The 21,985-nt window shown below is 71.1% G+C and carries 21 protein-coding genes and 1 riboswitch; of the genes, 8 read left to right on the forward strand and 13 right to left on the reverse strand.

The features are described from left to right. The first annotated feature begins 8 nt into the window (after positions 1 to 8). Positions 9 to 2,060, forward strand: coding sequence for an MDR family MFS transporter (locus OG331_RS34400; protein WP_406203457.1), 2,052 nt, complete (start codon positions 9 to 11; stop codon positions 2,058 to 2,060). A 226-nt stretch (positions 2,061 to 2,286) separates the two neighbouring features. Here OG331_RS34400 and OG331_RS34405 read toward each other — a convergent pair whose 3' ends face one another. Continuing rightward, entirely contained in the window at positions 2,287 to 2,778 is a 492-nt protein-coding gene (locus OG331_RS34405) for a GNAT family N-acetyltransferase (protein WP_406203460.1), read from the reverse strand. Positions 2,779 to 2,879: 101 nt separating this feature from the next. Between OG331_RS34405 and OG331_RS34410 the strand changes: the two genes are divergently transcribed. Both OG331_RS34410 and OG331_RS34415 read left to right on the forward strand, forming a co-directional pair. Beyond that, positions 2,880 to 3,557, forward strand: coding sequence for a hypothetical protein (locus OG331_RS34410; RefSeq protein ID WP_406203463.1), 678 nt, complete (start codon positions 2,880 to 2,882; stop codon positions 3,555 to 3,557). A 5-nt stretch (positions 3,558 to 3,562) separates the two neighbouring features. Further along, positions 3,563 to 4,003 carry a hypothetical protein gene (locus OG331_RS34415; protein ID WP_406203466.1) on the forward strand — a complete coding sequence of 147 codons (441 nt, stop codon included), beginning with the start codon at positions 3,563 to 3,565 and terminating at the stop codon, positions 4,001 to 4,003. Here the strand turns inward: OG331_RS34415 and OG331_RS34420 are convergent. Next, a complete protein-coding gene (locus OG331_RS34420; RefSeq protein ID WP_389453302.1) occupies positions 3,992 to 4,426 on the reverse strand; it encodes a DUF1992 domain-containing protein in 435 nt (144 codons plus the stop codon). The genes OG331_RS34415 and OG331_RS34420 overlap by 12 nt on opposite strands. A 98-nt stretch (positions 4,427 to 4,524) precedes the next feature. Here OG331_RS34420 and OG331_RS34425 point away from each other — a divergent pair, with 98 nt between their 5' ends. After that, positions 4,525 to 4,917 carry an FHA domain-containing protein gene (locus OG331_RS34425; protein WP_406203469.1) on the forward strand — a complete coding sequence of 131 codons (393 nt, stop codon included), beginning with the start codon at positions 4,525 to 4,527 and terminating at the stop codon, positions 4,915 to 4,917. 8 nt (positions 4,918 to 4,925) lie between these two features. Here OG331_RS34425 and OG331_RS34430 read toward each other — a convergent pair whose 3' ends face one another. Both OG331_RS34430 and OG331_RS34435 read right to left on the reverse strand, forming a co-directional pair. Further along, positions 4,926 to 5,597, reverse strand: coding sequence for an O-methyltransferase (locus tag OG331_RS34430; RefSeq protein WP_406203472.1), 672 nt, complete (start codon positions 5,595 to 5,597; stop codon positions 4,926 to 4,928). 36 nt (positions 5,598 to 5,633) lie between these two features. Next, a complete protein-coding gene (locus OG331_RS34435) occupies positions 5,634 to 6,803 on the reverse strand; it encodes a DUF2330 domain-containing protein (RefSeq protein ID WP_406203475.1) in 1,170 nt (389 codons plus the stop codon). Between the two features lie 306 nt (positions 6,804 to 7,109). Here OG331_RS34435 and OG331_RS34440 point away from each other — a divergent pair, with 306 nt between their 5' ends. Continuing rightward, positions 7,110 to 9,164: a bifunctional glycosyltransferase 87/phosphatase PAP2 family protein gene (locus OG331_RS34440; RefSeq protein WP_406203478.1), complete on the forward strand. Its 2,055-nt coding sequence runs from the start codon at positions 7,110 to 7,112 to the stop codon at positions 9,162 to 9,164. Here OG331_RS34440 and OG331_RS34445 read toward each other — a convergent pair. Next, positions 9,118 to 10,767 (reverse strand): hypothetical protein, encoded by a 1,650-nt coding sequence (locus OG331_RS34445; protein ID WP_406203481.1) that lies wholly within the window; start codon positions 10,765 to 10,767, stop codon positions 9,118 to 9,120. The two genes, OG331_RS34440 and OG331_RS34445, sit on opposite strands and share 47 nt — an antisense overlap. Positions 10,768 to 10,834: 67 nt before the next feature. Further along, positions 10,835 to 11,269, reverse strand: coding sequence for an ATP-binding protein (locus OG331_RS34450; RefSeq protein WP_406203484.1), 435 nt, complete (start codon positions 11,267 to 11,269; stop codon positions 10,835 to 10,837). Between the two features lie 92 nt (positions 11,270 to 11,361). On the opposite strand from OG331_RS34450, the gene OG331_RS34455 reads away from it, so the two are divergent. Together OG331_RS34455 and OG331_RS34460 are read left to right on the forward strand one after the other, a co-directional pair. Next, positions 11,362 to 12,213, forward strand: coding sequence for a helix-turn-helix domain-containing protein (locus tag OG331_RS34455; protein WP_406203487.1), 852 nt, complete (start codon positions 11,362 to 11,364; stop codon positions 12,211 to 12,213). Next, entirely contained in the window at positions 12,173 to 12,376 is a 204-nt protein-coding gene (locus OG331_RS34460) for a DUF397 domain-containing protein (RefSeq protein ID WP_406203489.1), read from the forward strand. Before OG331_RS34455 ends, OG331_RS34460 begins: the two co-directional genes overlap by 41 nt. Here OG331_RS34460 and OG331_RS34465 read toward each other — a convergent pair. Next, positions 12,360 to 13,529: a steroid 3-ketoacyl-CoA thiolase gene (locus OG331_RS34465; protein ID WP_406203492.1), complete on the reverse strand. Its 1,170-nt coding sequence runs from the start codon at positions 13,527 to 13,529 to the stop codon at positions 12,360 to 12,362. The genes OG331_RS34460 and OG331_RS34465 overlap by 17 nt on opposite strands. A gap of 291 nt (positions 13,530 to 13,820) precedes the next feature. Between OG331_RS34465 and OG331_RS34470 the strand changes: the two genes are divergently transcribed. Further along, positions 13,821 to 15,056, forward strand: a complete 1,236-nt coding sequence (locus OG331_RS34470; RefSeq protein ID WP_328881994.1) for a cytochrome P450 — start codon at positions 13,821 to 13,823, stop codon at positions 15,054 to 15,056. A gap of 211 nt (positions 15,057 to 15,267) precedes the next feature. On the opposite strand, the gene OG331_RS34475 is transcribed toward OG331_RS34470, so the two are convergent. From OG331_RS34475 to OG331_RS34500, 6 genes are all read right to left on the reverse strand, one after another. Continuing rightward, the gene (locus OG331_RS34475; protein ID WP_406203495.1) at positions 15,268 to 15,684 is read right to left on the reverse strand and encodes a transglycosylase SLT domain-containing protein; all 417 of its coding nucleotides are present in this window, start codon (positions 15,682 to 15,684) and stop codon (positions 15,268 to 15,270) included. A 334-nt stretch (positions 15,685 to 16,018) separates the two neighbouring features. Beyond that, on the reverse strand, positions 16,019 to 16,858 hold the full coding sequence (locus tag OG331_RS34480; RefSeq protein WP_406203498.1) for an ECF transporter S component: 840 nt from the start codon (positions 16,856 to 16,858) through the stop codon (positions 16,019 to 16,021). Then, positions 16,855 to 18,591: an ABC transporter ATP-binding protein gene (locus tag OG331_RS34485; protein WP_406203501.1), complete on the reverse strand. Its 1,737-nt coding sequence runs from the start codon at positions 18,589 to 18,591 to the stop codon at positions 16,855 to 16,857. Before OG331_RS34485 ends, OG331_RS34480 begins: the two co-directional genes overlap by 4 nt. Then, positions 18,588 to 19,760, reverse strand: a complete 1,173-nt coding sequence (locus OG331_RS34490) for a CbiQ family ECF transporter T component (protein WP_406203504.1) — start codon at positions 19,758 to 19,760, stop codon at positions 18,588 to 18,590. Before OG331_RS34490 ends, OG331_RS34485 begins: the two co-directional genes overlap by 4 nt. Further along, positions 19,760 to 20,446, reverse strand: a complete 687-nt coding sequence (locus OG331_RS34495) for an SCO2322 family protein (RefSeq protein ID WP_406203507.1) — start codon at positions 20,444 to 20,446, stop codon at positions 19,760 to 19,762. The genes OG331_RS34490 and OG331_RS34495 overlap by 1 nt, the downstream gene beginning before the upstream one ends. Beyond that, on the reverse strand, positions 20,443 to 21,678 hold the full coding sequence (locus OG331_RS34500) for a prenyltransferase/squalene oxidase repeat-containing protein (RefSeq protein ID WP_406203510.1): 1,236 nt from the start codon (positions 21,676 to 21,678) through the stop codon (positions 20,443 to 20,445). The genes OG331_RS34495 and OG331_RS34500 overlap by 4 nt, the downstream gene beginning before the upstream one ends. Positions 21,679 to 21,795: 117 nt before the next feature. Continuing rightward, a riboswitch (cobalamin riboswitch) is annotated at positions 21,796 to 21,926 on the reverse strand. Between the last annotated feature and the right edge of the window lie 59 nt (positions 21,927 to 21,985).

The raw sequence follows: 21,985 nt of genomic DNA on the forward strand, positions 1-21,985 counted from the left end.
AGGTCTTCATGGCCGAGGACGCGCACGGTACGGCGGGAAATGTGCGCGACGCGCAGCCCCCGCAACGGCGAGCCGACGCGCACGAGAACGTGCCCGGCAACGTCCTCGTCTCCATCGGCGCGCTGCTCCTCGGCATGCTGCTCGCCGCACTCGACCAGACCATCGTGTCGACCGCCCTGCCCACCATCGTCAGCGACCTCGGCGGCCTGGAGCATCTGTCCTGGGTCGTGACCGCGTATCTGCTGGCGTCCACGGCCGCGACTCCGCTGTGGGGCAAGCTCGGTGACCAGTACGGGCGCAAGCGGCTGTTCCAGATCGCGATCGTGATCTTCCTCGTCGGCTCCGCGCTGTGCGGCATGGCGCAGGACATGGCCCAGCTCATCGCCTTCCGCGCCATTCAGGGGGTCGGGGGCGGCGGGCTCATGGTGCTGTCCATGGCGATCGTCGGCGACATCGTCCCGCCGCGGGAGCGTGGGCGGTATCAGGGGCTGTTCGGGAGCGTGTTCGGGGCGACGAGTGTGCTCGGGCCGTTGCTCGGCGGGGTGTTCACGGAGCATCTGAGCTGGCGGTGGGTGTTCTACATCAACCTGCCCATCGGGGTCGTCGCCCTCGCCGTCATCGCTGTCGTGCTGCGCATTCCGAGTAAGTCGACGCGGCATGTCATCGACTATCTGGGCACTTTCCTCATCGCGTCCGTCGCGACTTGTCTCGTGCTGGTTGCTTCCCTCGGCGGGACCACATGGGCGTGGGGGTCGGTTCAGATCGTCGGTCTGGCGGTGCTCGGCGTGGTGCTCGCCTTTGCTTTCGTCGCCGTTGAGCGGCGGGCTGCCGAGCCCGTGCTGCCGCTGAAGCTCTTCCGCGTGCGGACGTTTTCGCTCTCCGCGGTCATCAGCTTCATCGTCGGGTTCGCCATGTTCGGCGCGATGACCTACCTGCCGACGTTTCTCCAGGTCGTACAGGGGGTCAGCCCGACCACGTCCGGGCTGCACATGCTGCCGATGGTGGCCGGCATGCTGCTGGCGTCGACCGGGTCCGGGCAGATCGTCAGCCGTACCGGACGCTGGAAGGTGTTCCCGATCGCCGGGACGGGGGTCACCACGCTGGGGCTGCTGCTGCTTCACCAGCTGGACATGGACAGCTCCGCCTGGGAGATGAGCGTCTACTTCTTCGTCTTCGGGCTGGGGCTCGGGCTGGTCATGCAGGTGCTGGTGCTGATCGTGCAGAACGCCGTGCCGTACGAGGATCTCGGCGTGGCCACTTCAGGGGCGACGTTCTTCCGGTCCATCGGGGCGTCGTTCGGTGTGGCCATCTTCGGGACGATCTTCGCCGGGCGGCTCGATGACAAGTTGGTCGAGGCGTTTCGGGGGGTCTCGCTTCCGGCCGGGGTCTCGTTGGACGGGCTGGAGGCGGATCCGCGGGATATTGGGGAACTGCCAGCGGCGTTGCGGCCGACCGCGCTGGACGCTTACGCGTCCTCGATCACCGACGTGTTCCTGTACGCGGCGCCGGTCGCGCTGGTGGGGTTCGTGCTCGCCTGGTTCCTGCGGGAGGACAAGCTGCGGGGGTCGGTGACCGCGCCCGATGTCACCGAGACGTTGGCCAGCAATCCCGTCGAGCGGTCGTCCTACGACGAGGTGTGCCGGGCGTTGTCGGTGCTCGGGACCCGGGAGGGGCGGCGGGAGGTGTACCGGGACATCACCGCGCGGGCGGGGTACGACCTGTTGCCTGCGGCCAGTTGGCTGCTGCTGCGGATCAAGAGGTACGGGTGGGTGGAGCCGGGGGTGCTCGCCGAGCGGAGTTCTGTGCCGCTGTCCGTGATCCTCGATGCGGCTCGGGAGGTGGAGGGGCGGCGGTTGGCTGTCCGGGAGGGGCTCGATCTGGTGCTGACGGATCGGGGGCGGGAGGTTGCCGAGCGGTTGGCGCTCGTTCGGGAGGAGTCGTTGGCGGAGTTGTTGGGGGACTGGTGGGGGCCGGATCGGCCCACCGATCTGGTGCAGTTGGTGAAGGAGCTGACCGAGGAGTTGTGTGGGTCCGATCGGGAGCAGCCGCGGGATTCTTGAGCGCCGGGTGCCTGCGGCGGCCGGTGCGGGTTCGGTGGGGGTTCGGGTAGCGCCTGCGGGTTCGTTGTGGGTCGGGGCCGTGCCGGGGGTGTCCGTCCTCGGTCGGGTGGTTGCCGAGCCTCAAGAGGGGCTGTGTGTTGACGCCCGCCGCTGCGGGCGGACACCCCCCGGCACGTCCCCTTGCCGCCGTACGCGGGTGCCGCGCCGCGGGGGTGCGCCGGGCGGGTTAGGCGAGGGGCTTCGTGAACCAGTGCTCGGCGTAGACGTCGTCGTTGTGCGGGGGTGTCTCCTCGTAGCCCAGGGCTGTGTACAGGGCGCGTGCCTCTGTCAGGTCGTGGCGGGTGTCGAGGATCATGCGGGTGGCGTTGAGTGTGCGGGCCGTGGCCTCGGCTGAGCGGACCAGGAGTTTGCCGCCGCCCTTGCCTCGCGTCTTCGGGTGTACGAACACCCGGGTGAGTTCGGCTGTGTTCGGGTTCAGGAGTCTGATGCCGACTGATCCGGCCGGCTCGCCCTCGTAGCGGGCCACCAGCAACTGGCCTTTGGGAAGGGTGAGTTCGGCGGTCGGGGGGTCGGCGAGCTCGCGGGCCAGTTCGGACGGGTCGGTGGGGTGGCCCTTGTGGAGTAGGTAGTAGCGGTCGCTGACCTCGGTGTAGTACGCCCGCCAGAGAGCCTTGGCTACGGGGGAGTCGGCGGGTTCCGGGGCTACGGTCCAGGTCATGGCCGCATTGTCGGTGAGGGGGCCGGTGGGCTCGCAACCGAGTTTGTGGGTGGCCGGATCGGCGGCCGTTTGAGGAGCGTTCTGGGGGCAACCCGGCACACATGTCCACAGGTGTGATCATTCTGATCGTGATAGCGGCGGTCGCCGTCGTGCTCGGCGTGGCCGTGCTGGCCCTGCGTACCCGGGGTGCGCAGGGCGGTCGGGGTCTGAAGCGGCGCTTCGGGCCCGAATACGAGCGGGCCGTGGCCCGGCACGACGGGGACGTCAAGGCTGCCGAGCGTGAGCTGGCTCAGTTGGTGGAGCGGCACGGCGGGCTGCGGGAGCGGCCGTTGGAGCCGACCGAGGCCGAGCGGTTCGAGGCGCGCTGGGCGGCTGCCCAGGAGCACTTCGTCGAGTCGCCCAAGGAGGCCGTCGACGAGGCGGACCGGCTGCTCGCGGAACTGGCGCAGGCACGCGGGTTCCCGGACGGCGCGCAGTACGAGGAGCAGCTCGCCGCGCTGGCCGTGCACCACGCGGACCATGTGCAGGGCTACCGGCACGTGCACCACGTCTCCCACGCGCGCGTGGGTGGCGAACGGGAAGGCGGGGGTGCGGGTACGGAGGAGATGCGCGAGGCGCTGATCGAGGCCCGTGCGCTGTTCGAGGACCTGGCGGGGCCGGTCGGGCGGCGGGCTTCCCACGAGTCCCGCAGGGACACCGACCGGCAGGCACCCGCCCGCAGCAACGGCCACCGCGGGCATCTGCCGTGGACGTTCACCCGTCACGCGAAGGGGAGTTGAGTGACATGACCGATGCTGCGACCGGCACGGGTGCCGGCAAGGTGACGGATCATGACCTGGCGAAGGGCGCGCCCCCGGTCGCGCCCACCGGTGGGGGCGAGCGGCGTGGCAGTGAGGCGCGTGCGGCGGCTCCGGTGAAGGGCGGGCGTGCGGGCGCGAGGCTCTTCCCGCACGACGAGTCCGACAAGTTCGAGCTCAAGCTCCAGCACGCCGTCTCCGGATTCGTCGACGGGCCCCGGGGCGCCGTGGAGGAGGCCGACCGTGTCCTGGAGGAGCTCGCCGCCCGCTTCACCGAGGCGGTGACACAGCGCCGCCGTACTCTGCGCGGGGCCTGGCAGGCGAACGATCCGGCCGAGGGCAAGGGCGCGTCGTCCACCGACACCGAGCAGCTGCGGCTGGCGCTGCGTGATTACCGCGAGCTGGCGGAGCGGCTCCTACGCATCTGACGCAACACCCGACTCGCCCGCCGCCCGGCGCCTCTCCCGCCACTGCCGTACGACCTCTTCGACGTCGTACGGCTTACGGCCCAGGGGAGGGCCGGGCGGCGGCTTCAGCAGCATGTCGCGGATCTTGACGTTGACGTCCGTGATGATCTTCCGGACCGTCCGTTCCGTGGGAGCCGCGTACGCCGCGGTCAGGGCGTCCTCCGCCTCCTTGCGCAGGGCCAGGGCCGGGGGCAGGACCGACAGGCCCTCGCGGGCCATCTTGCGTTTGACCCACCACAGTTCGTCGTACGGCGCTTCCAGGTCGGTCGGCAGCGGTTTTCCGGTGCCGGGCAGCCTGTCGAAGTCGCCGCGGGACTGTGCGTCGTGGATCTGCTTGTCGACCCAGGACTCGAACGGGACGCCGGGGGGCTTTCGCTCGGTCATGACTTCATTGTGCCGGACGCGGTGGTGCCGGGCGATTTATCATGCGGCGTCGGTGGCCAAAACGGCCGCCGTACAAGGACGTTTCAGAAGGAGCGCACGTGCTCGAACTCACCATGGCCGCCGTGTCCGCGGCGGACGAGGGTGCCACGGCCGGCATGCTCATGGCCGACGCGCCCAGCGAGCCGGGCGCCGTGCTGCGGGTGGGCCGCGACAAGTCGGTGTGCCGGCTGGTGACGCCGGACGAGTGGCTGTTCATCTCCCGGGTCCACCTGGAGTTCCTGTGCGGCCCCGACGGCAGTTGGCAGGTGACGTGGCTGCGCGGCTCCCAGCCGGACCCGTCCTCCGAGGTACGGCTGAGGGTGGGGCAGTACGCCCAGCCGATCGGCTACGGCGGGACCGTGCCGCTGCCCAGGGGCGGCAGCGGCGAGATCGTCATACATGACCGCACCGAGCCGCGCAGCATCAACGTCGGCTTCTACCACGAGGCTTGAGCTGCGCCTTAAGCCAGTACGCGCGCCAGCGCGAAGCCGTCGTAGCCCTTGCTGCCCACCGTCTGGATCGCCGTGCCGCTCAACCTCGGGTGGCTGCCGATCAGTTCGATGGCGGTCCGGGTGCCCCGGATGTCCGGGGCCGTGCTGTCGGCGTCGATGACCCCGCCGCCGCGCACCACGTTGTCGACGACGATCAGGCTGCCCGTGCTGGTGAGCCTGAGGGCCCACTCGACGTAGTGCGGGTTGTTGGCCTTGTCGGCGTCGATGAAGACCAGGTCGAAGGGGGCCGGGTTCTCGTCGGCCAGCTTGGGCAGCGACTCCAGGGCCGGGCCGACCCGGACCTCGACGAGCTTGTCCAGGCCGGCCCGCGCGATGTTGCGGGTGGCGACCTCGGCGTGCCGGGGGTCGTACTCCAGCGAGATCAGGCGGCCGTCGGCGGGCAGGGCGCGGGCCAGCCAGATGGTGCTGTACCCGGCGAGCGTGCCGATCTCCAGGATGTTGCGGGCGCCCTGGATCTGGGCGAGGAGCTGGAGGAACTTGCCCTGGGACCCGCTGACGGCGATCTGCGGGATCTCGGCCGCGTCGCTCTCCCGCAGGGCCGCCTGGAGTGTTTCGTCATCCGGTGAGAGGTGGGCGGAGAAGTACTCGTCGACGTCGTTCCAGAGCTGCGACTCGCTCATCGCCTTGCCTTTCCTATGGCTAGTTAGATGCGCTAACTACCCGTCTTCGCCGTCGGTGATACCAGGATGGTCGATTCGGTCGGCGGGCGCAGGCGGCTGCACCGGGGGTGTCGCCAGCTCCGGCCGCCGGGTGCGTCGTACGGCGAACCAGGCTGCCGTCGCCACGGCGAGGGCGAGCCCGCCCGTCACCGTCAGCAGCCACGCCGGGATTCCGGCCACCTCGCGCAGCCGGTCCTCGTGGATCACCTGCTGGAAGGGGTCGTCGGCCGGTGCCCGGCGCAGCTCGTGGTCGCCCACGATGCGTTCGGGAAACGGGAACTCCTGCCCGATCGCCGTGAGGAACGGTGTGCCGGCCGCCAGTTCGGCGAGCGGTCCCGTCCGCGCCGTGACCCGGCCCGCGTAGGTGACGCGAGGGCGTTCCCCGCCGATCGGGGACGCCGGTTCCATGCGGTGTGCCGCGAGGACGTACAGGCCCAGGGACTGCGGTGTGTCCGCGAGGCGCGACAGCCGCATCGGGTAGACCGGCTCGTCGGTGCGGAACGTGAGGTGCAGGGGGTCGAGGGCACCGGTGAGGGAAGCGCCGGTGGTCTGCGGGGCGAGCTTGACGGCCACGTACTCCCAGCGTTGGTCGACATACGGGCGCAGGGCCCCCGTCAGGCGGGGCGGCAGCGCGAAGCCGTTGCTGTCCAGCCAGCCGTCCAGGGCACCGGGGTCGGTGGCCGTCAGCCGGGCCACGTCGAACGGGCCGAGCCGCTGCCGGCCGACGACACCCACCGGAGCGCCGGCACCGGGCGGGGGCGGCGGGGCGCCCGCGGAGCCGTCGCCGCTCACCAGAGGCCAGTCGCCGTCCTGGGGCCAGAAGTGGTACCGGGTGCGGCGCACAGGGGCCGTGACGTCGTGCAGCTCCTCGAAGAGGGCCGGGTCGCCGAGACGGACGGTGGCCCGGCCGGGCACCGGCATGATCCACGCGACCCGCTCGGCGTCCCCGCCGACGGTCAGCCGCATCACGACCTGCTCACGCGCCCCGTCCCACCGCACGACGGACTCCTCACGCCCGACCGCCACGCGCGCCGCGTCGCCGGGCACCATGGCCCCGCAGCCGCACGCCCAGGCGGGCGCCGCGAGCTGGCCGAGCTGGAGGGCGAGCAGCGCCAGGACCACCGCCAGAACCCGCCTGCCCGTACCTGCCCGCAGTAAGTCCGCCATCGCGCAGCCCCTCCATGCCCGCAAGCCCCTCCACCACCGTGACGGCGGCGGTTCAGACGGTACGGCGGATGGCGCGGTTCCGTGGCCGGGGCCCGGCGATGTGATCGATTCCGCCCCGCCGGAGTGACCCACCGGAGGCGGGCGAACCGCCCCGCGACTATCGTCTCCGGACAAAAGGAGAGCGGACGTCAGGTGAGGTCGGGGTTGCCTGCGTCTCTCCCCGCGGGGGTGCGAGCCGCATAGGGTTCGTAAGGATTCCTGACGCGTGGGACGTGTGTGACGACCGGGGCGGGAGGCCGACGAGGCGTGGCGAATGCGGATCACGGTGGGCGACCGGCGGAGGCACTCGGAGCCACGGCCGTCGGCACGGTCCAGGCACGCGTGCGCGTGGCGCGCCTCGGTCTGTGGCTGGTCGTCGCGGTGCTCGCCCTACGGCAGGTGGCCGTCGTCCTCGGTACGCCGCGCGGGGAGCGGCTGACGGATCTGGAGACCTGGGTCGGGCCGAACGGCGTCCTGCATGTGAAGGGTTCGCTGTACGACTCGACGCAGTTCACCGGTACGCCGTTCGGCGGGCTCGTCCTCAAGCCGCTGACCCGCGCCGCCGAACAGGCCCTCGGCTGGGGCTGGACCTTCGGCACCCTCCTGCTCGTCGTCGCCCTCGGCCTGGTCGCCGCCCGTGCCCTGCCGCAGCCCGTGAGCCGCCGGACCTCGCTGCTCGCCGCGCCCGTCGCGATCAGCCTGCTGATGCTGTCGCTGCCGGTCCGCAACACCCTCTACCTCGGCCAGACCAGCATCATGCCGGTCCTGCTCGTGCTGCTCGGCTGCTTCGCCGTCCGCGGTGAGCGCACCAGCGGCGTGCTCATCGGCGTCGCGGCCGCGCTGCAGCCGACCCTGCTGCTGTTCACCCCGCTGCTGTGGTTCACCGGCCGGCGCCGGGCCACGCTCTCCACAGGGGCCACGTTCGCCGCGTGCACGGCGCTCGCGTGGGCGGCGATGCCGCGCGACTCGTACACCTACTGGGTGCACCACATGGTCGGCGTCGGGCTCGGCGGCCGGGCCGACGACCTCGGCAACCAGTCCCTGCACGGCGCCCTGCTCCGGCTGGGGCTGACCGGCCCGCTGGAGATCGCCCTCTTCCTGGTCCTCGGCGCCGCCGTCGCCGTCCTCGCCGTGCGCCGGGCCGTCCGCTACGCCCACGACGGGCAGCTCCTGCTGGCGGTGGCCGTCACCGGCTGCGCGGCGATCGTCGTGTCCCCCACCGCCTGGCAGCACCAGCTGCTGTGGGTGCTGCTCGCGGTGGTCGGCCAGGTCGGCAGACGGGACTCCGACCGGTACGTGTGGCCGGTCGCCGTCATCCTGATCATGACGCTGCCGACCCGGATGATGGTGCCGGACAAGGCGATCCTCCACCCCCTGCGCGCCGACCTCGTCCTCCTGGCCGCCCTCGCCACGGCCGCCGTCGTGCCCTTCCTGTCCCGCACGTCGCAGTACTGGCAGACACCGATCCCCACCGAGTACGCCACACCGGCCCCGTCCCGCTTCCGGCACATCCCGCTGGTGCGGTTCCTGCGCCGCGTGATCACCCGCCCGAACCTGCTCTTCGAGCTGCTCCTCATCCGGGTCACGTACTACGCCTACGCCCAGATCCGCCTGGCAGCCGCGGGCGGCTCCAACTCGGCCGGCCGGGTCACCGCCGAGGAACACGGCGAGGAGATCTACTCGATCGAACGCGCCCTGCACATCGACGTCGAACGCTGGGCCAACCATGCCGTCGTGCAGGTCGACTGGGTCCGGAACTTCTTCGACTTCTACTACGAGTCGTTCCACTTCGGCGTCCCGCTCGCCATCCTCGCCGTCCTCTACTGGCGCCGCCCCGTCGACTACCGCTGGGCCCGCACGGCCATCGGCTTCGCCACCGTCTTCGCCCTGATCGGCTTCTGGCTCTACCCGCTCGCGCCCCCGCGCCTGATGCCGGGCCTGGGCTTCATCGACACGGTCCACGGCACACAGGACTTCGCCAGGCCCGACTACGGCACCCTCACCGAACTCACCAACCAGTACGCGGCAATGCCGTCCCTGCACTTCGGCTGGTCCCTGTGGTGCGGCCTGGTGATCCTCATCCTCGCCCCCAGATGGTGGATGAAGGCCCTGGGCCTCCTGCACCCCCTGTTCACGCTCACCGCGATCGTCGTCACCGGCAACCACTGGGTCCTGGACGCGGTCGGCGGTGCCGCCGTCGTGGGCGCGGGCTTCGGGATGACGTACCTGTTCCAGGGCCCACGCGCGCGGACGGTCACGGCACAGGCCGAGAAGGTCAGCAGTGACTCCCGGGCTCCGGCGAAGGCCCGTACTCCGAGCTGATCCGGTACTCGCCGGGGGCGGTGACGGTGAGGCGGGTGAACTCGCCCTGTGGGGTGAGGCAGCCGCCGCCGTCGGCGTGCAGCCAGGGGGAGTAGGCGACCCGTACGGTCGCCGATCCGGCCCGGGACATGCGCACGACGAGGTCGGCGCTGGACGTCGACACCACGCTCGCGGGGTCGGAGACGAGGGGTACGGCGTCCCGCACCCGGAAGATCCGCCAGTGCTCGTCCTGCCACACGGGCTCCAGCCACTCGGGCCGGTCCTCGCGTATGAGCCGGGCCTCGACCTTGGCGTACCCGTCGGGCTTGCCCAGCGGGAGGACGACGTATCCGACGGCCCAGCGGTCCAGCCACTTCCGGTAGGTCCCCGCGGAGAACGACCCGTCGTAGAACAGCCGGGCCCGCTCCATGTCCAGCTGACGGTTCCAACCGCGGGCCATGTTCACGTGCGGGGCGAGCCCGCTGGCCTCGCGGTGGTTGCGGGCCGGGACGACCTCGACGCGGGTGCGGTCGGCGCCGAGTTGGTCCAGGGCGCGGACCACTCCCTGGGTCTCGACGGCCCAGGCGGGCACGGTGGTGGAGACGTAGAGGTCGTCGCCGGTCTTCTTGGTGACCCAGCAGACCGAGAAGACGAGGGCGGCGATCAGCAGATTCCGGCGGACCTTCGCGAGACGGGGCTGGGCCACCAGGACGGCGAGGAGGGCCGCGGGCGCGAACAGCTCGGCGAAGCGCTCGACGTTCGTGCCGATGGGGGAAGGGATGAGATACGTCAGGACCGCCCCGGCCGCGTAGACGGCACCGCTCCAGCGGGCGACACGCCAGGAGCGCGGGGCGAGGAACGTGACGGCCAGGCCCAGGAAGAACGGCGGCCATATGCGGTCGGCGAACATCAACTGCTCGCCCTTGAAGGGGAAGAGCAGGGTCGTCGCGCCGACGGTGACGGCGGGCGGGAGGACGAGAGTGAGGGCGCGGGCCCAGTCGCGGGTGAGGAGGAACGCGGCGCCCACGACGACGAGGAACAGCCCTGCCACGGGGCTCGCCATCGTCGCGAGGGCCGCGTACGCGGCGGCGAGCACGAGCCGCTTCTCACGGGTCAGCAGCAGACACGCGGCCAGCCCGAAGGCCACACCCAGGGCGAACGTGGTGCGCCCGGAAGCCACGTTGCACCACAGGGCGAAGGCCGCGAGGAGGGCCGGGCCGAGAGGGCGGGGGACGCCCTTGGCGCGCGTGATGAGGACCGCCGCCAGCCAGGTGGCGGCGAGCCCGGAGATGACGGTCACCGTGCGGACGCCGAGTGCGGCCATCAGATACGGCGAGATCAGGCTGTAGTTGGCGGTGTGCGTGCCGCCGTACCAGAACAGGTTGTAGGCCGAACCGCCGTGCCGGGTCGCGAAGCCGGTCCAGGCGTCCTGCGCCGCCAGGTCGCCGCCGCCGGTGGCGAGGAACAGGGCCCAGATCGCGTAGAGGGGGACGGTGGGGAGGGTGGCCAGGAGGGGTATTCGGTGGCGGCTCCAGACCCTGTCCAGCAGCCGCTCCCGGGCAGGCGGTGCCTGCTGAGGGGCGCTCGGGCGGGTGCGGGTGCTGGTGAGGTCGGCTTGGGCCACGTGATCGAAGACGTGGAATCGGGTGGGAACGTTCACTGGCGGCTGAAGTGGCTACCACTCCTCCGCTTCACGCCGGGCAGGTACTTCCGCACCAGCACTCGAACCACACCGCCTTGCCGCCGCCCGGCACAGGATCCACGCCCCACTTGCCGGCCACCGCGTCCAGCAGCAGGAGCCCCCGGCCGCCCTCGTCGTCCGGCCCCGACTGCACGGCGAACGCGGGCAGTTGAGCGAAGCCGTCCGTCACCTCGACCCGCACCCCGCCCGGCTGCCGCAGGATCAGCACCTCGCACCGGCGGTCCGGAACATGCCGTACGACATTGGCGACCAGCTCGGTCACGCCCAGCTCCACGGCGTCGGTCAGTGCGGGCATCGCCCACTCGGCGAGCAGCGAGCGGGCGATGGTGCGGATGTGCCGGGCCGAGTGTTCGCCGACGGTGAGGCGCAGGCGGTACTGGGCACGGAAGGGGACCAGGGAGGTGGGGGGAATGTATCCGTTCACGGTACGAGCGTGACCTCGCGCAACTACTCTGGGCTACCGAACAGATACAACAGGTCCCGAAGTGGGCCGAGTTGCGTGAGAGGGGCCGCCGCGTGACCCAGATCAACACCCTCGACCCGGGCGCCTCGCCACTCGACTACTACGGCTTCGAACTACGCCGCTACCGCGAGACCGCCGGGCTGACCCAGAAGCAGCTCGGGGACATCGTGTACTGCACGGGGTCACTGGTCGGCCAGATCGAGACGGCACGGAAGTTGCCGACGCTGCCGTTCAGCGAGCGGGTGGATATCGCCCTGGGGACGGGCGGGGCGTTGTCCCGGCTGCACGAGCTGGTGATGCGTAGTCAACTTCCGGCCTGGTTTCAGCAGGTGGCGGAGCTTGAGGCGCGGGCGATCGAGATCTGCTCCTTCCAGGACCACATGGTGCTTGGTCTCCTCCAGACCAGGGCATACGCGCGTGCCGTGCTCGGTGTACTGGACGAAACCGACCTCGACGATCGCACCGAGGTGCGGTTGGCCCGTCAGCGCATCCTTGAGAAGCAGGAGTCGCCGGTCTTCTGGGCGATCCTCAGTGAGGCAGCGCTGTACCTGGAGATCGGTGGCCGGGGGACCATGCGGGAGCAACTGGCCCACTTGTTGTCGTTCGAGAACAATCCCCGGGTCAACATCCAGGTGCTGCCATTCTCGGCGGGTGCGCATACGGGCCTGCAAGGCTCATTTGACCTCTACCGCTTTGCGAGCGACCCGACCATTGTTTACACGGAGGGATACGGCGGCAGCGGGCATCCGACCGCTAACCCGGAGACCGTCAGGATGTGCTCACTCCGTTACGATCATCTGCAAGCCGCCGCACTCTCCATCAAGGACTCGGCGGAGTTGATCCGGCGCGTAATGGAGGAGCGTTATGGAGAGCACCGAGATTCTGGCGGGGATCCAGTGGCGTAAGTCCAGCTACAGCGGCGATGAGGGCGGCCAGTGCGTCGAGATAGCCGCAGCCCCCCACACCACCATCGCCATCCGCGACTCCAAGAACCCGGCGGGGCCGATCGTCACCCTCGACCCCGCCGCATTCAACGCGTTCCTGGGTTGGGCTACAGCCGCTGAATGATCGTGCCGGTGGCCAAGCCACCCCCCGCACACATCGTCACCAGCGCGAACTCCTTGTCCGCCCGCTCCAGTTCATGAAGCGCGGTCGTGATGAGGCGGGCCCCGGTGGCCCCCACCGGGTGCCCGAGGGCGATCGCGCCGCCGTTCACGTTCACCTTCTCCAGGTCCTGTTCGAAGACCTGAGCCCAGCTCAACACCACCGACGCGAACGCCTCGTTGATCTCGACGAGGTCGATGTCCTTCAGGGACATCCCGGCCTTGCCCAGCACGGCATTCGTCGCGTCGATCGGGCCGTCGAGGTGGAAGTGCGGGTCGGCGCCCACCAGCGCCTGGGCGACGATCCGCGCCCGGGGCCGCAGCTTCAGCGCACGCGCCATCCGCTTGGACGCCCACATGATCGCCGCCGCGCCGTCGCTGATCTGGGACGAGTTGCCCGCCGTGTGCACGGCCGTCGGCATGACGGGCTTGAGCCTCGCCAGGGCCTCCATGGACGTGTCGCGCAGGCCCTCGTCCTTGTCGACGAGTCGCCACATGCCCTGCCCGGCGCGCTGCTCGTCCTCGGTCGTCGGGACCTGGACGGCGAACGTCTCCCTCTTGAAGCGTTCCTCCGACCAGGCGGCAGCCGCCCGTTCCTGCGAGACCAGCCCCAGTGAGTCGACGTTCTCGCGTGTCAGCCCCCGGTGGCGGGCGATCCGTTCCGCCGCCTCGAACTGGTTGGGCAGGTCCACGTTCCACTCGTCGGGGAAGGGCTTGCCGGGCCCGTGTTTCGACCCCGACCCCAGCGGCACCCGCGACATCGCCTCGACGCCGCAGCTGATGCCGACGTCGATGACGCCCGCCGCGATCATGTTGGCCGTCATGTGCGACGCCTGCTGCGAGGACCCGCACTGGCAGTCGACCGTCGTCGCGGCCGTCTCGTACGGCAGGCCCATGGTCAGCCAGGCGGTGCGCGCGGGGTTCATGGACTGTTCGCCGGCGTGGGTCACCGTGCCGCCGACGATCTGCTCGACCGCGTCGGCAGGCATGCCGGTGCGGCCCAGGAGTTCGCGGTACGTCTCGCCCAGGAGATAGGCGGGGTGGAGGTTGGCGAGCGCGCCGCCGCGCTTGCCGATGGGGGTGCGCACTGCTTCGACGATCACGGGTTCCGCGGCCATGGGGAGTGTCCTCTCCTCGGTTACCCGCGCGGCGCGGGGGCGTCCCGGCCGGCCCCGCCACGCGGAACTAGAACACGTACTAGTTCCCATTGCAGTCTGCTGACAGCGCGTCGACTGCCGCAAGAGTCGTGCAGCGCCTGAAGTGTTGATCTGCGGAGATCTGCACGAATCCCGCACGCAATTCGGGGTGCCGCGCCTCTTGCCACTTGTAGAACCCGTTACTACCTTCGCGGCAATCCTTGTTCTGATGGTCCGTCAGATGGCTATATGGCTAGATGGCTGGAGTTGCCGATGCCTTGTCCAGCGCTTCCCGACGGGTTCGACTTCACCGACCCCGATGTGCTGCAACACCGCGTACCCCTCCCGGAGTTCGCCGAGCTGCGCCAGGCTGAACCGGTCCGCTGGATCCCGCAGTCGGGCAACGTAGCCGGGTTCCAGGACGAGGGCTACTGGGCGGTGACCCGGCACGCGGACGTCAAGTACGTATCCACGCATCCGGAGTTGTTCTCGTCCTCCCTCAACACCGCGATCATCCGCTTCAACGAGCACATCGAGCGCGACGCCATCGACGCGCAGCGGCTGATCCTGCTGAACATGGACCCGCCCGAGCACACCCGGGTCCGCCAGATCGTCCAGCGCGTCTTCACCCCGCGAGCCATCCGGGCCCTGGAGGAACGCCTGCGCGCGCGGGCGCTGTCGATCGCGGCCAACGCCCGGCAGCACTCCGGCCCCTTCGACTTCGTCACCGAGGTCGCCTGCGAACTGCCCCTGCAGGCCATCGCCGAGCTCATCGGCGTCCCGCAGGACGACCGGGCCAAGATCTTCGACTGGTCCAACAAGATGATCGCGTACGACGACCCCGAGTACGCCATCACCGAGGAGGTCGGGCAGGAGTCGGCCACCGAACTCATCTCGTACGCGATGAACATGGCCGCCGACCGCAAGGAGTGCCCGGCGAAGGACCTCGTCACCACGCTGGTGGCGGCGGAGGACGAGGGCAACCTGCGCTCCGACGAGTTCGGGTTCTTCGTGCTGATGCTGTCGGTGGCCGGCAACGAGACCACCCGCAACGCCATCACGCACGGCATGCACGCCTTCCTCACCCACCCCGAGCAGTGGGAGCTGTACAAGAGGGAGCGTCCGGCGACGGCGGCCGAGGAGATCGTCCGCTGGGCGACGCCCGTCGTCTCCTTCCAGCGGACGGCCACTCAGGACACGGAGTTGGGCGGAAAGCGCATAAACAAGGGGGACCGGGTAGGAATCTTTTATGCCTCGGCGAACCACGATCCCGAGGTCTTCGAGAACCCGGACACCTTCGACATCACCCGTGACCCCAATCCTCACCTGGGCTTCGGCGGGGGCGGTCCCCACTACTGCCTCGGCAAGTCCCTGGCGGTCCTGGAGATCGACCTCATCTTCAACGCCGTGGCCGACGCCATGCCCGGCCTGCGGATGGTCGGCGACCCGCGCCGACTGCGTTCCGCCTGGATCAACGGCGTCAAGGAACTCCAGGTGACCGCCGACTGACGAGACGCACGGCGCCACACTCGGGCCGACGGCTTCCCGGCGCCGTCGGCCCGTCCCGAGGGAGGCAGGAGCACCCCTTATCCCTACGCCCCGTTCCTGCCTCCCCCGAGACGGCTCCGTCGGCGCACCGGGGACTCGTACGCATGGCGAAGGCGACGGCCCCGGGGATCGGGGGGCCGCCGCCTTCGGTTCAGGGTCTGGCGCGGTCGGCTCAGTACCAGCCGTTCGACTGCCAGAAGTCCCAGGCGCCACAGGCACTGCCGTAGCGGTCCTTCATGTAGTCCAGGCCCCACTCGATCTGGGTGGCCGCGTTGGTCTTCCAGTCCGAGCCGGCCGAGGCCATCTTGTTGCCCGGCAGGGCCTGGACGAGGCCGTAGGCGCCGCTGGAGGAGTTGGTGGCGTTCACGTTCCAGTCGCTCTCGTGGTCGACGATCTTGGAGAAGCACTGGTACTGGGACGAGTCCGAGATCATCTTCTGCGCGACCTTCTGCGCCGAGCCGGCCTCGGTCGACGCGGCCTGGGCGGGCGCGGCGGCGAACATCGTGCCGGCGGCGGTGGCGGCCAGGGCGGCGCCGGCGAGAGCCTTCTTCGGGGCGGAGATGCGACGGAAGGTGGAAATCGCGGACACGGAGAGCCTTTCTTCGGGGACAGGGGCCGCAGGCAAGCCGGAACCACGCGATGCGAGGCGGGGGCGTACGTCGGCGCCGCGGCCCTGAGGGCACGTCGGCGCCGTGCGACGTCGTCCAGAGAAACAGGCCGGGAGGATGTCCGCAATGAGCCTTTTTGCTAGTTGTGTTCGTATGCGGGGGGAGCGCAATCCGTGTGACGTGGCTCTCAATGTGCAGGTCAGGGCCGATATCGCCATGTACATGGCATCCGATTTGTCCGACTAGGGTGGATCGTAGGTGATGTGAGTCATGTGGGGTGGTTCACCGTGTGGATCACAGACCGCGCGTGACCCCTCACCCTGTGGGTGCGTCGAATGTGACCGGGCTCTCGAAAGCCGCCCGGCGCGTGGCACGGCGAAGCGCCCGCAGGATCACCGGGCCGAGAGTGACGGTGAGGACCACGGTGACGAGCGCCCGGCCGAGGTCCCAGCCGAGGGAGGTCGCCAGGCAGTACGCCACGAAGCGGGCCAGGTTCGCGGGGACGGCCGCGTCGGGGTCGAAGGCGACGTTCGAGGCCAGGGCGCTCATGAAGGGCCAACCGGCGAGGTTCATGATCGTGCCGTAGACGAAGGCCGCGAGGAAGCCGTAGACGGCCAGCATCAGCAGCTCCGCCCGCCCGCGCAGGCGGTCCTGGCCCGGCAGCAGGCCCGCACCCATCGTGAACCAGCCCATCGCCAGCATCTGGAACGGCATCCAGGGCCCCACCCCGCCCGTCAGCAGCGCCGACGCGAACATCGTCACCCCGCCGAGCACGAACCCGAAGCCCGGCCCGAGGACCCGCCCGCTGAGCACCATCAGGAAGAACATCGGCTCCAGACCGGCGGTACCCGCCCCGATCGGCCGCAGTGCCGCCCCCGTCGCCGCCAGTACACCGAGCATCGCGACCGCCTTCGGCCCGAGCCCCGACTCGGAGATCGTGGCGGCGACGACCGCGACGAGGAGGACCAGGAGAGCGGAGAAGAGCCAGGGGGCGTCCTGGGCGTGGGCGCTGAGCTGGGAGGTGGGTGGGGTCAGGAACGGCCAGCCGAACGCCGCGACCCCGACCGCGCTGACGAGGGCCAGGGCGGCGATGGAGCGGGGGCCCAGGCGGACGGCTCGGGCCTGGGGCGTGGGGTGAGCGGAGTGGCCTGTCATGCCAGGGCCTCCCGTACCTCGGCGACCGTGAGCCACTTCTGCGGGGCCAGGATCTTGGCCACCTGCGGGGCGAAGGAAGGGGAGGCGACCACCACGTCCGCCGCCGGGCCGTCCGCGATGACCTCTCCGTCGGCGAGCAGGATCACCCGGTGGGCCAGTTCGGCGGCCAGCTCCACGTCGTGGGTGGCCAGGACGATGGCGTGCCCCTCGGCGGCGAGCCCACGCAGCATGCCGAGCAGACGGGCCTTCGCCGCGTAGTCCAGACCACGGGTCGGCTCGTCGAGCAGGAGAAGCGGCGGCTTGGCGGTCAGTACGACGGCCAGGGCGAGGGTGAGGCGCTGGCCCTCGGAGAGGTCGCGGGGGTGGATGTCGTCCGGGATGTCCGGGAGGAGCTCGGAGACGAGGGTGCGGCAGGTGCCGGGGGCTGCACCGGCGTCGGCGTCGGCTGACGTGCACTCGGCTGCGACCGTGTCGGCATAGAGCAGGTCGCGGGGTTCCTGGGGGACGAGGCCCACCTTGCGTACGAGGTCGCGGGGCGGGGTGCGGTGCGGGACGGCTCCGCCTACGTGCACCTTGCCGGCGGACGGTTCCACGAGGCCGACCAGGGTGTTGAGCAGGGTGGATTTTCCGGCGCCGTTGCGGCCCATGAGGGCGATGGTTTCGCCGGGGGTGACGGTGAGGTCTACGTGGCGTAGGGCTTGGATGCGGTCGCGGGTCACGGCGAGGGCTTGTACTTCGGCCGTGTGGGGGGAGGGTGGGGTGGTGGGGGTGTGTTTGCGGCGGAACCAGCGGGCGCCCACGGGGGCGGGGGGTGCGGATTCGTCGCGACTGCCGGTCCGTTGTGGCTGGTCGCGCCCACGCGGCGGTAGCCGCAAATCGAGTACAGCCCCGCGCCCCTGGGCGGCGATGTCGTCCCGTGTCTCGAGCCGTTGCCGTAGGTCCGCTGCCTGCCTTCGAGCGTCTCGGACCGTCAGCGGTAGCGGTGACCAGTCCGCCAGGCGGCCCAGGGCCACGACCGGGGGGTACACCGGTGATACGGCCATGACCTCCGCCGGGGTGCCCAGGACGGGTGCCGATCCGGGGGCGGGGAGCAGGACGACCTGGTCGGCGTACTGAATGACGCGTTCCAGGCGGTGTTCGGCCATCAGGATCGTGGTGCCGAGGTCGTGGACCAGGCGTTGGAGGACCGCGAGGACCTCTTCCGCGGCGGCCGGGTCGAGGGCCGACGTCGGCTCGTCGAGGATGAGGACCTTGGGGTGCGGGGTGAGGACCGAGCCGATCGCGACGCGTTGCTGCTGGCCGCCGGAGAGGGTGGCGATGGGGCGGGACCGGAGGTCGGTGAGGCCGAGGAGGTCCAGGGTTTCCTCCACGCGGCGGCGCATCACGTCGGGGGCCAGGCCCAGCGACTCCATGCCGTAGGCGAGTTCGTCCTCGACCGTGTCCGTGACGAAGTGGGAGAGGGGGTCCTGCCCCACCGTGCCCACCACGTCGGCGAGTTCGCGCGGCTTGTGGGTGCGGGTGTCGCGGCCGGCCACCGTGACACGGCCGCGCAGGGTGCCGCCGGTGAAGTGCGGGACCAGGCCGCTGACGGCGCCGAGGACGGTGGACTTGCCCACGCCCGACGGCCCGACCAGGAGGACGAGCTCGCCCTCCGGCACCTCGAAGTCGACACCCTGGACGGAGGGTTCGACGGCACCGTCGTAGGTCACCGATACATCCTCGAAGCGGATCACGACGGCTCCTTGGGGATCACGAAGGCGGGCAGCAGGCCCAGCAGCACGGCCGCCGCCGGCCACAGGGGCAGGGTCGGGGCGACCAGGGGGACCACACCGGGGTGCAGCGCCCCGGGGTCCCGGGAGGCGGCGAGGGTGAGCAGTACGGCCACCGCGACGCCGGAACCGGTGACCAGCCAGGCGCGGACGTCCCAGCGGTCGGGGCGGTAGCGGGTCCGAGGGGTACGACGGCCCCCGAGCCACAGGCCGGCCAGCGCGGCGGCCAGGCCGGCGAGGAGGACGGGCAGGCCGTAGGCGGCGCCCTGGGCGGTGAGGAGGCCGTACGTTCCCGCGCAGACGCCCAGCAGGCCGCCCAGGGTGAGGACGGTGGTGGTGCGGCGGACGGCGGCGGGGACCTGTGCGGTACGGCCGTATCCGCGGGCGTCCATCGCGGCGGCGAGGGCGACCGAATGCTCCAACGCGCCCTCCAGGACCGGGAGTCCGACGTGCAGGAGGCCGCGGAGGCCGCGGTCGGGTCGGCCGCGCAGACGCCGGGCGGCGCGCAGGCGCTGCACGTCGGCGATCAGGTTGGGGGCGAAGGTGAGGGCGACGACCACCGCCACGCCCATCTCGTACAGGGCACCCGGGAGGGACTTCAGCAGACGAGTGGGGTTGGCGAGGGCGTTCGCCGCACCCACGCAGATCAGCAGCGTGGCCAGCTTCAGGCCGTCGTACAGGGCGAACACGACGGCCTCGGCGGTGACCCTGCCGCCCAGGCGGATGCCCTGGGCCCAGCCGGGGAGGGGGACTTCGGGGAGGGTGACGACCACGTGCGTGCCGGGGATGGGGGAGCCGAGGGCCACGGCGAAGAAGAGGCGGATGAGGAGGACGGCGAGGGCGAGCTTGACGAAGGCCGAATAGGAGCGGGCCCAGGGGGTGTTCGGGCGGCACGTCGCCACCACGTAGGCGGACGTGGCGATGAGGAGGGTGAGGAGGAGGGGGTTGGTGGTGCGGGTGGCCGCGGTGCCCAGGGAGAGGGCCCAGAGCCACCAGGCGCCGGGGTGGAGCTGTGCGCGGGGACGCAGCTGGGGGGTGGGGCCGCCTGCCGGCGCCGGTGCGGTGCCGGCGCTCTTCGGGACGGGCGCCGCCCCGGCACGAATGCCCGCGGGCCGGCTGGGGCGGCTTGCCATCAGCCTCGCCGCCGCCGTGCCTGCCAGACCGCTGCCGCGCCCAGCACCGCCACCACGGCGATCCCCGCCACCAGGCCCAGGGACGGACCGTCGTCCGAGGCGTCCTTCTTCTCAGCGGAGGACGAATCCGCGGAGGACGACGCCTCGGAGGGCGACTTCGGGGACGCCGTCGTCGACTTGTCGCCGCCGGCCACCTGCTCCCCGCACCCCTGCTCCGGGTAGCCGCCGATCGCGCACAACAGCGCGTCCGTGCCGTACCGGAGGGGCTTCGCCACCGTGGCCAGGGCCTCTGCGGTGGTCGCGTCCGGGGCGACGCGGGCGCACACGGTGCGGCGGGCCGGGGGCGTCTCGCCCGACGGGGCGTCGGCCGTCGTACCGAAGTCGATGACCAGAGCCACCCGCTTCTTGCCGTCCTGCGCGGGCGTCCGCGCGCAGATCACCGCGAACACGGCCGCGCCCCTCGGCCGGGCGGCGTCCTTCGAGTCCTCGCTCACCGCGAAGCGGAAGCCCTGGACGTCGCCGTCGGAGGGGCGGGCGGTGGAGGGGCCCTGGGTGGCGTACGTCCACTTGTCGCCGTCGCGGTCCCAGAAGGACCAGTAGCGGTAGCCGGTCGCCTTGGCGGCCTGGGCCGCGCCGGTCACGAGGACCAGCGCGGCCAGGAGGAGGGTGAGGGTGCGGCGGATCACGATCGCTTGGCCTTGTTGCGGCCGCTCAGCAGGAAGCCGACGCCGATGCCGGCGACCAGGCACACGCCGACGAACCACCACACGCCGAAGCCGTTGTCGTCGTCCTCCTGCTTGTCCGAGGCCGTCGCCGACGTCGTCACCGACCCGTTGGGCGCCGACTGCGGAGCCGGGCCCGTCGCGTTGAGCTGCTTGACCAGGTCCGTGCCGCCGAAGTCACGCGGGTCGGCGCCGGTCGCGTGGGCGGCGAAGATCAGCTGGGCGTAGGCGGCCGGGCCGCTCTGCACGGCCCACTTCGAGGAGTTCTGCTCCAGCCAGGCCAGCGGCTTCCGGGCGGCGCTCGCCCCGCTCTGCGCGGCGACGGCGACGACCGCGTCGGCCGTGTTGCCGTAGTCGGGCTGGTCCTCGGCGCCGGGGAGGGCGGACTTCAGGTGGCCTTCCTTGGCGAGGGCCTGCGTGAGGTAGGAGGCGCCGTTGGCCGCGGCCCGCTCGGGGGTCGCGGAGCCGGTGTCCGTACAGGACGGGTCCGACTGCTTGCCGGGGCTCACCACGAGGCCCTTGCCGAGCGTGCCGACGACGCCCGCCGCGGTCGCGTCCGCGTTGGCGGCCAGGCCGCCCTTCTTGTCCGGCTGGAACGCGAAGGCACCCGCGTCGGCGCCCTTGCAGGGCAGGGCGAGTTCGAGCAGGCCGTCGTACGGGGACTTGCCGCCCTTGACGACCTCCGCGGGCTTCTCGCCGGCGGCGGCCAGCGCGCCGACCACGACCGACGTCGAGTTCGCGTCGGTGGCCCCGCCCGGGGTGTAGCCCCAGCCGCCGTCCTTGTTCTGGACCGACTTCAGCCAGGACACCGCCTTGTCGGCGACGGCGTCGTGCCCGCCGAGCGCGGCCAGTGCCTGGACGGCGGCGGCCGTGTTGTTGGTGTCGATCATGGTCTTGGCGCCGCAGTCCGCGCTGGTGTCCGCGCGGTAGGGCGCGAAGGCCCCGTTCGCACACTGCTGCCCGACCAGCCAGTCCACCGCCCCCTTCGCCGGCTTCACGTCCACCGTGTCCTGCGCGAGCAGCGCGAGGGACTGGCGCCAGATGCCGTCGTACGTGGGGTCGGAGTCGCCGTACAGCTCGGCGGGGAACGCCTGCGACGGCGACGTGGAGGGGGTCGGGTCGGCGGCTACGGCGGGCGCGGCCGCGCCGATCACGACGGTGGCGGCCAGGACCGCTGCGCTGCGGCGGACGTACATGATCGGCGGGTGCCCTTCCCTAAGGGGAACCGGGCAGCACAGGGAAAACCCCCGGCGGCTCGGCTCCGTATACCTCGACGGTGCCGCGCTCCGGCAGGCTGCCGGTGCACGTGAGCCGGTCACTGTCCCGTACGCGGCGATCCGGCTCACCGGCCTTCGACGACCGGTTCACGGTTGCGGGTCAGCGCCGGATTTGCACCGGCTTTCCCCCGTACGGGTGTGATGACGACGCGGCCACTCTACCGGCCCGTAGGGAAGCGGCTGAGGGGAGGCTGTGAGCGGGGGTAGCTTCGGCCGCATGGGGATC

Origin of the sequence: Streptomyces sp. NBC_01017 (assembly GCF_045162795.1) — a bacterium.
GTDB lineage: Bacteria > Actinomycetota > Actinomycetes > Streptomycetales > Streptomycetaceae > Streptomyces > Streptomyces machairae.

What these genes read in the sequence shown, in the direction of transcription:
- OG331_RS34500 (WP_406203510.1), bottom strand. Translation starts at nt 21,678, where the DNA reads ATGTACGTCCGCCGCAGCGCAGCGGTCCTGGCCGCCACCGTCGTGATC.
- OG331_RS34460 (WP_406203489.1), top strand. Translation starts at nt 12,173, where the DNA reads ATGGAGAGCACCGAGATTCTGGCGGGGATCCAGTGGCGTAAGTCCAGC.
- OG331_RS34420 (WP_389453302.1), bottom strand. Translation starts at nt 4,426, where the DNA reads ATGACCGAGCGAAAGCCCCCCGGCGTCCCGTTCGAGTCCTGGGTCGAC.
- OG331_RS34415 (WP_406203466.1), top strand. Translation starts at nt 3,563, where the DNA reads ATGACCGATGCTGCGACCGGCACGGGTGCCGGCAAGGTGACGGATCAT.
- OG331_RS34465 (WP_406203492.1), bottom strand. Translation starts at nt 13,529, where the DNA reads ATGGCCGCGGAACCCGTGATCGTCGAAGCAGTGCGCACCCCCATCGGC.
- OG331_RS34410 (WP_406203463.1), top strand. Translation starts at nt 2,880, where the DNA reads ATGTCCACAGGTGTGATCATTCTGATCGTGATAGCGGCGGTCGCCGTC.
- OG331_RS34430 (WP_406203472.1), bottom strand. Translation starts at nt 5,597, where the DNA reads ATGAGCGAGTCGCAGCTCTGGAACGACGTCGACGAGTACTTCTCCGCC.
- OG331_RS34400 (WP_406203457.1), top strand. Translation starts at nt 9, where the DNA reads ATGGCCGAGGACGCGCACGGTACGGCGGGAAATGTGCGCGACGCGCAG.
- OG331_RS34470 (WP_328881994.1), top strand. Translation starts at nt 13,821, where the DNA reads ATGCCTTGTCCAGCGCTTCCCGACGGGTTCGACTTCACCGACCCCGAT.
- OG331_RS34405 (WP_406203460.1), bottom strand. Translation starts at nt 2,778, where the DNA reads ATGACCTGGACCGTAGCCCCGGAACCCGCCGACTCCCCCGTAGCCAAG.
- OG331_RS34490 (WP_406203504.1), bottom strand. Translation starts at nt 19,760, where the DNA reads ATGGCAAGCCGCCCCAGCCGGCCCGCGGGCATTCGTGCCGGGGCGGCG.
- OG331_RS34435 (WP_406203475.1), bottom strand. Translation starts at nt 6,803, where the DNA reads ATGGCGGACTTACTGCGGGCAGGTACGGGCAGGCGGGTTCTGGCGGTG.
- OG331_RS34480 (WP_406203498.1), bottom strand. Translation starts at nt 16,858, where the DNA reads ATGACAGGCCACTCCGCTCACCCCACGCCCCAGGCCCGAGCCGTCCGC.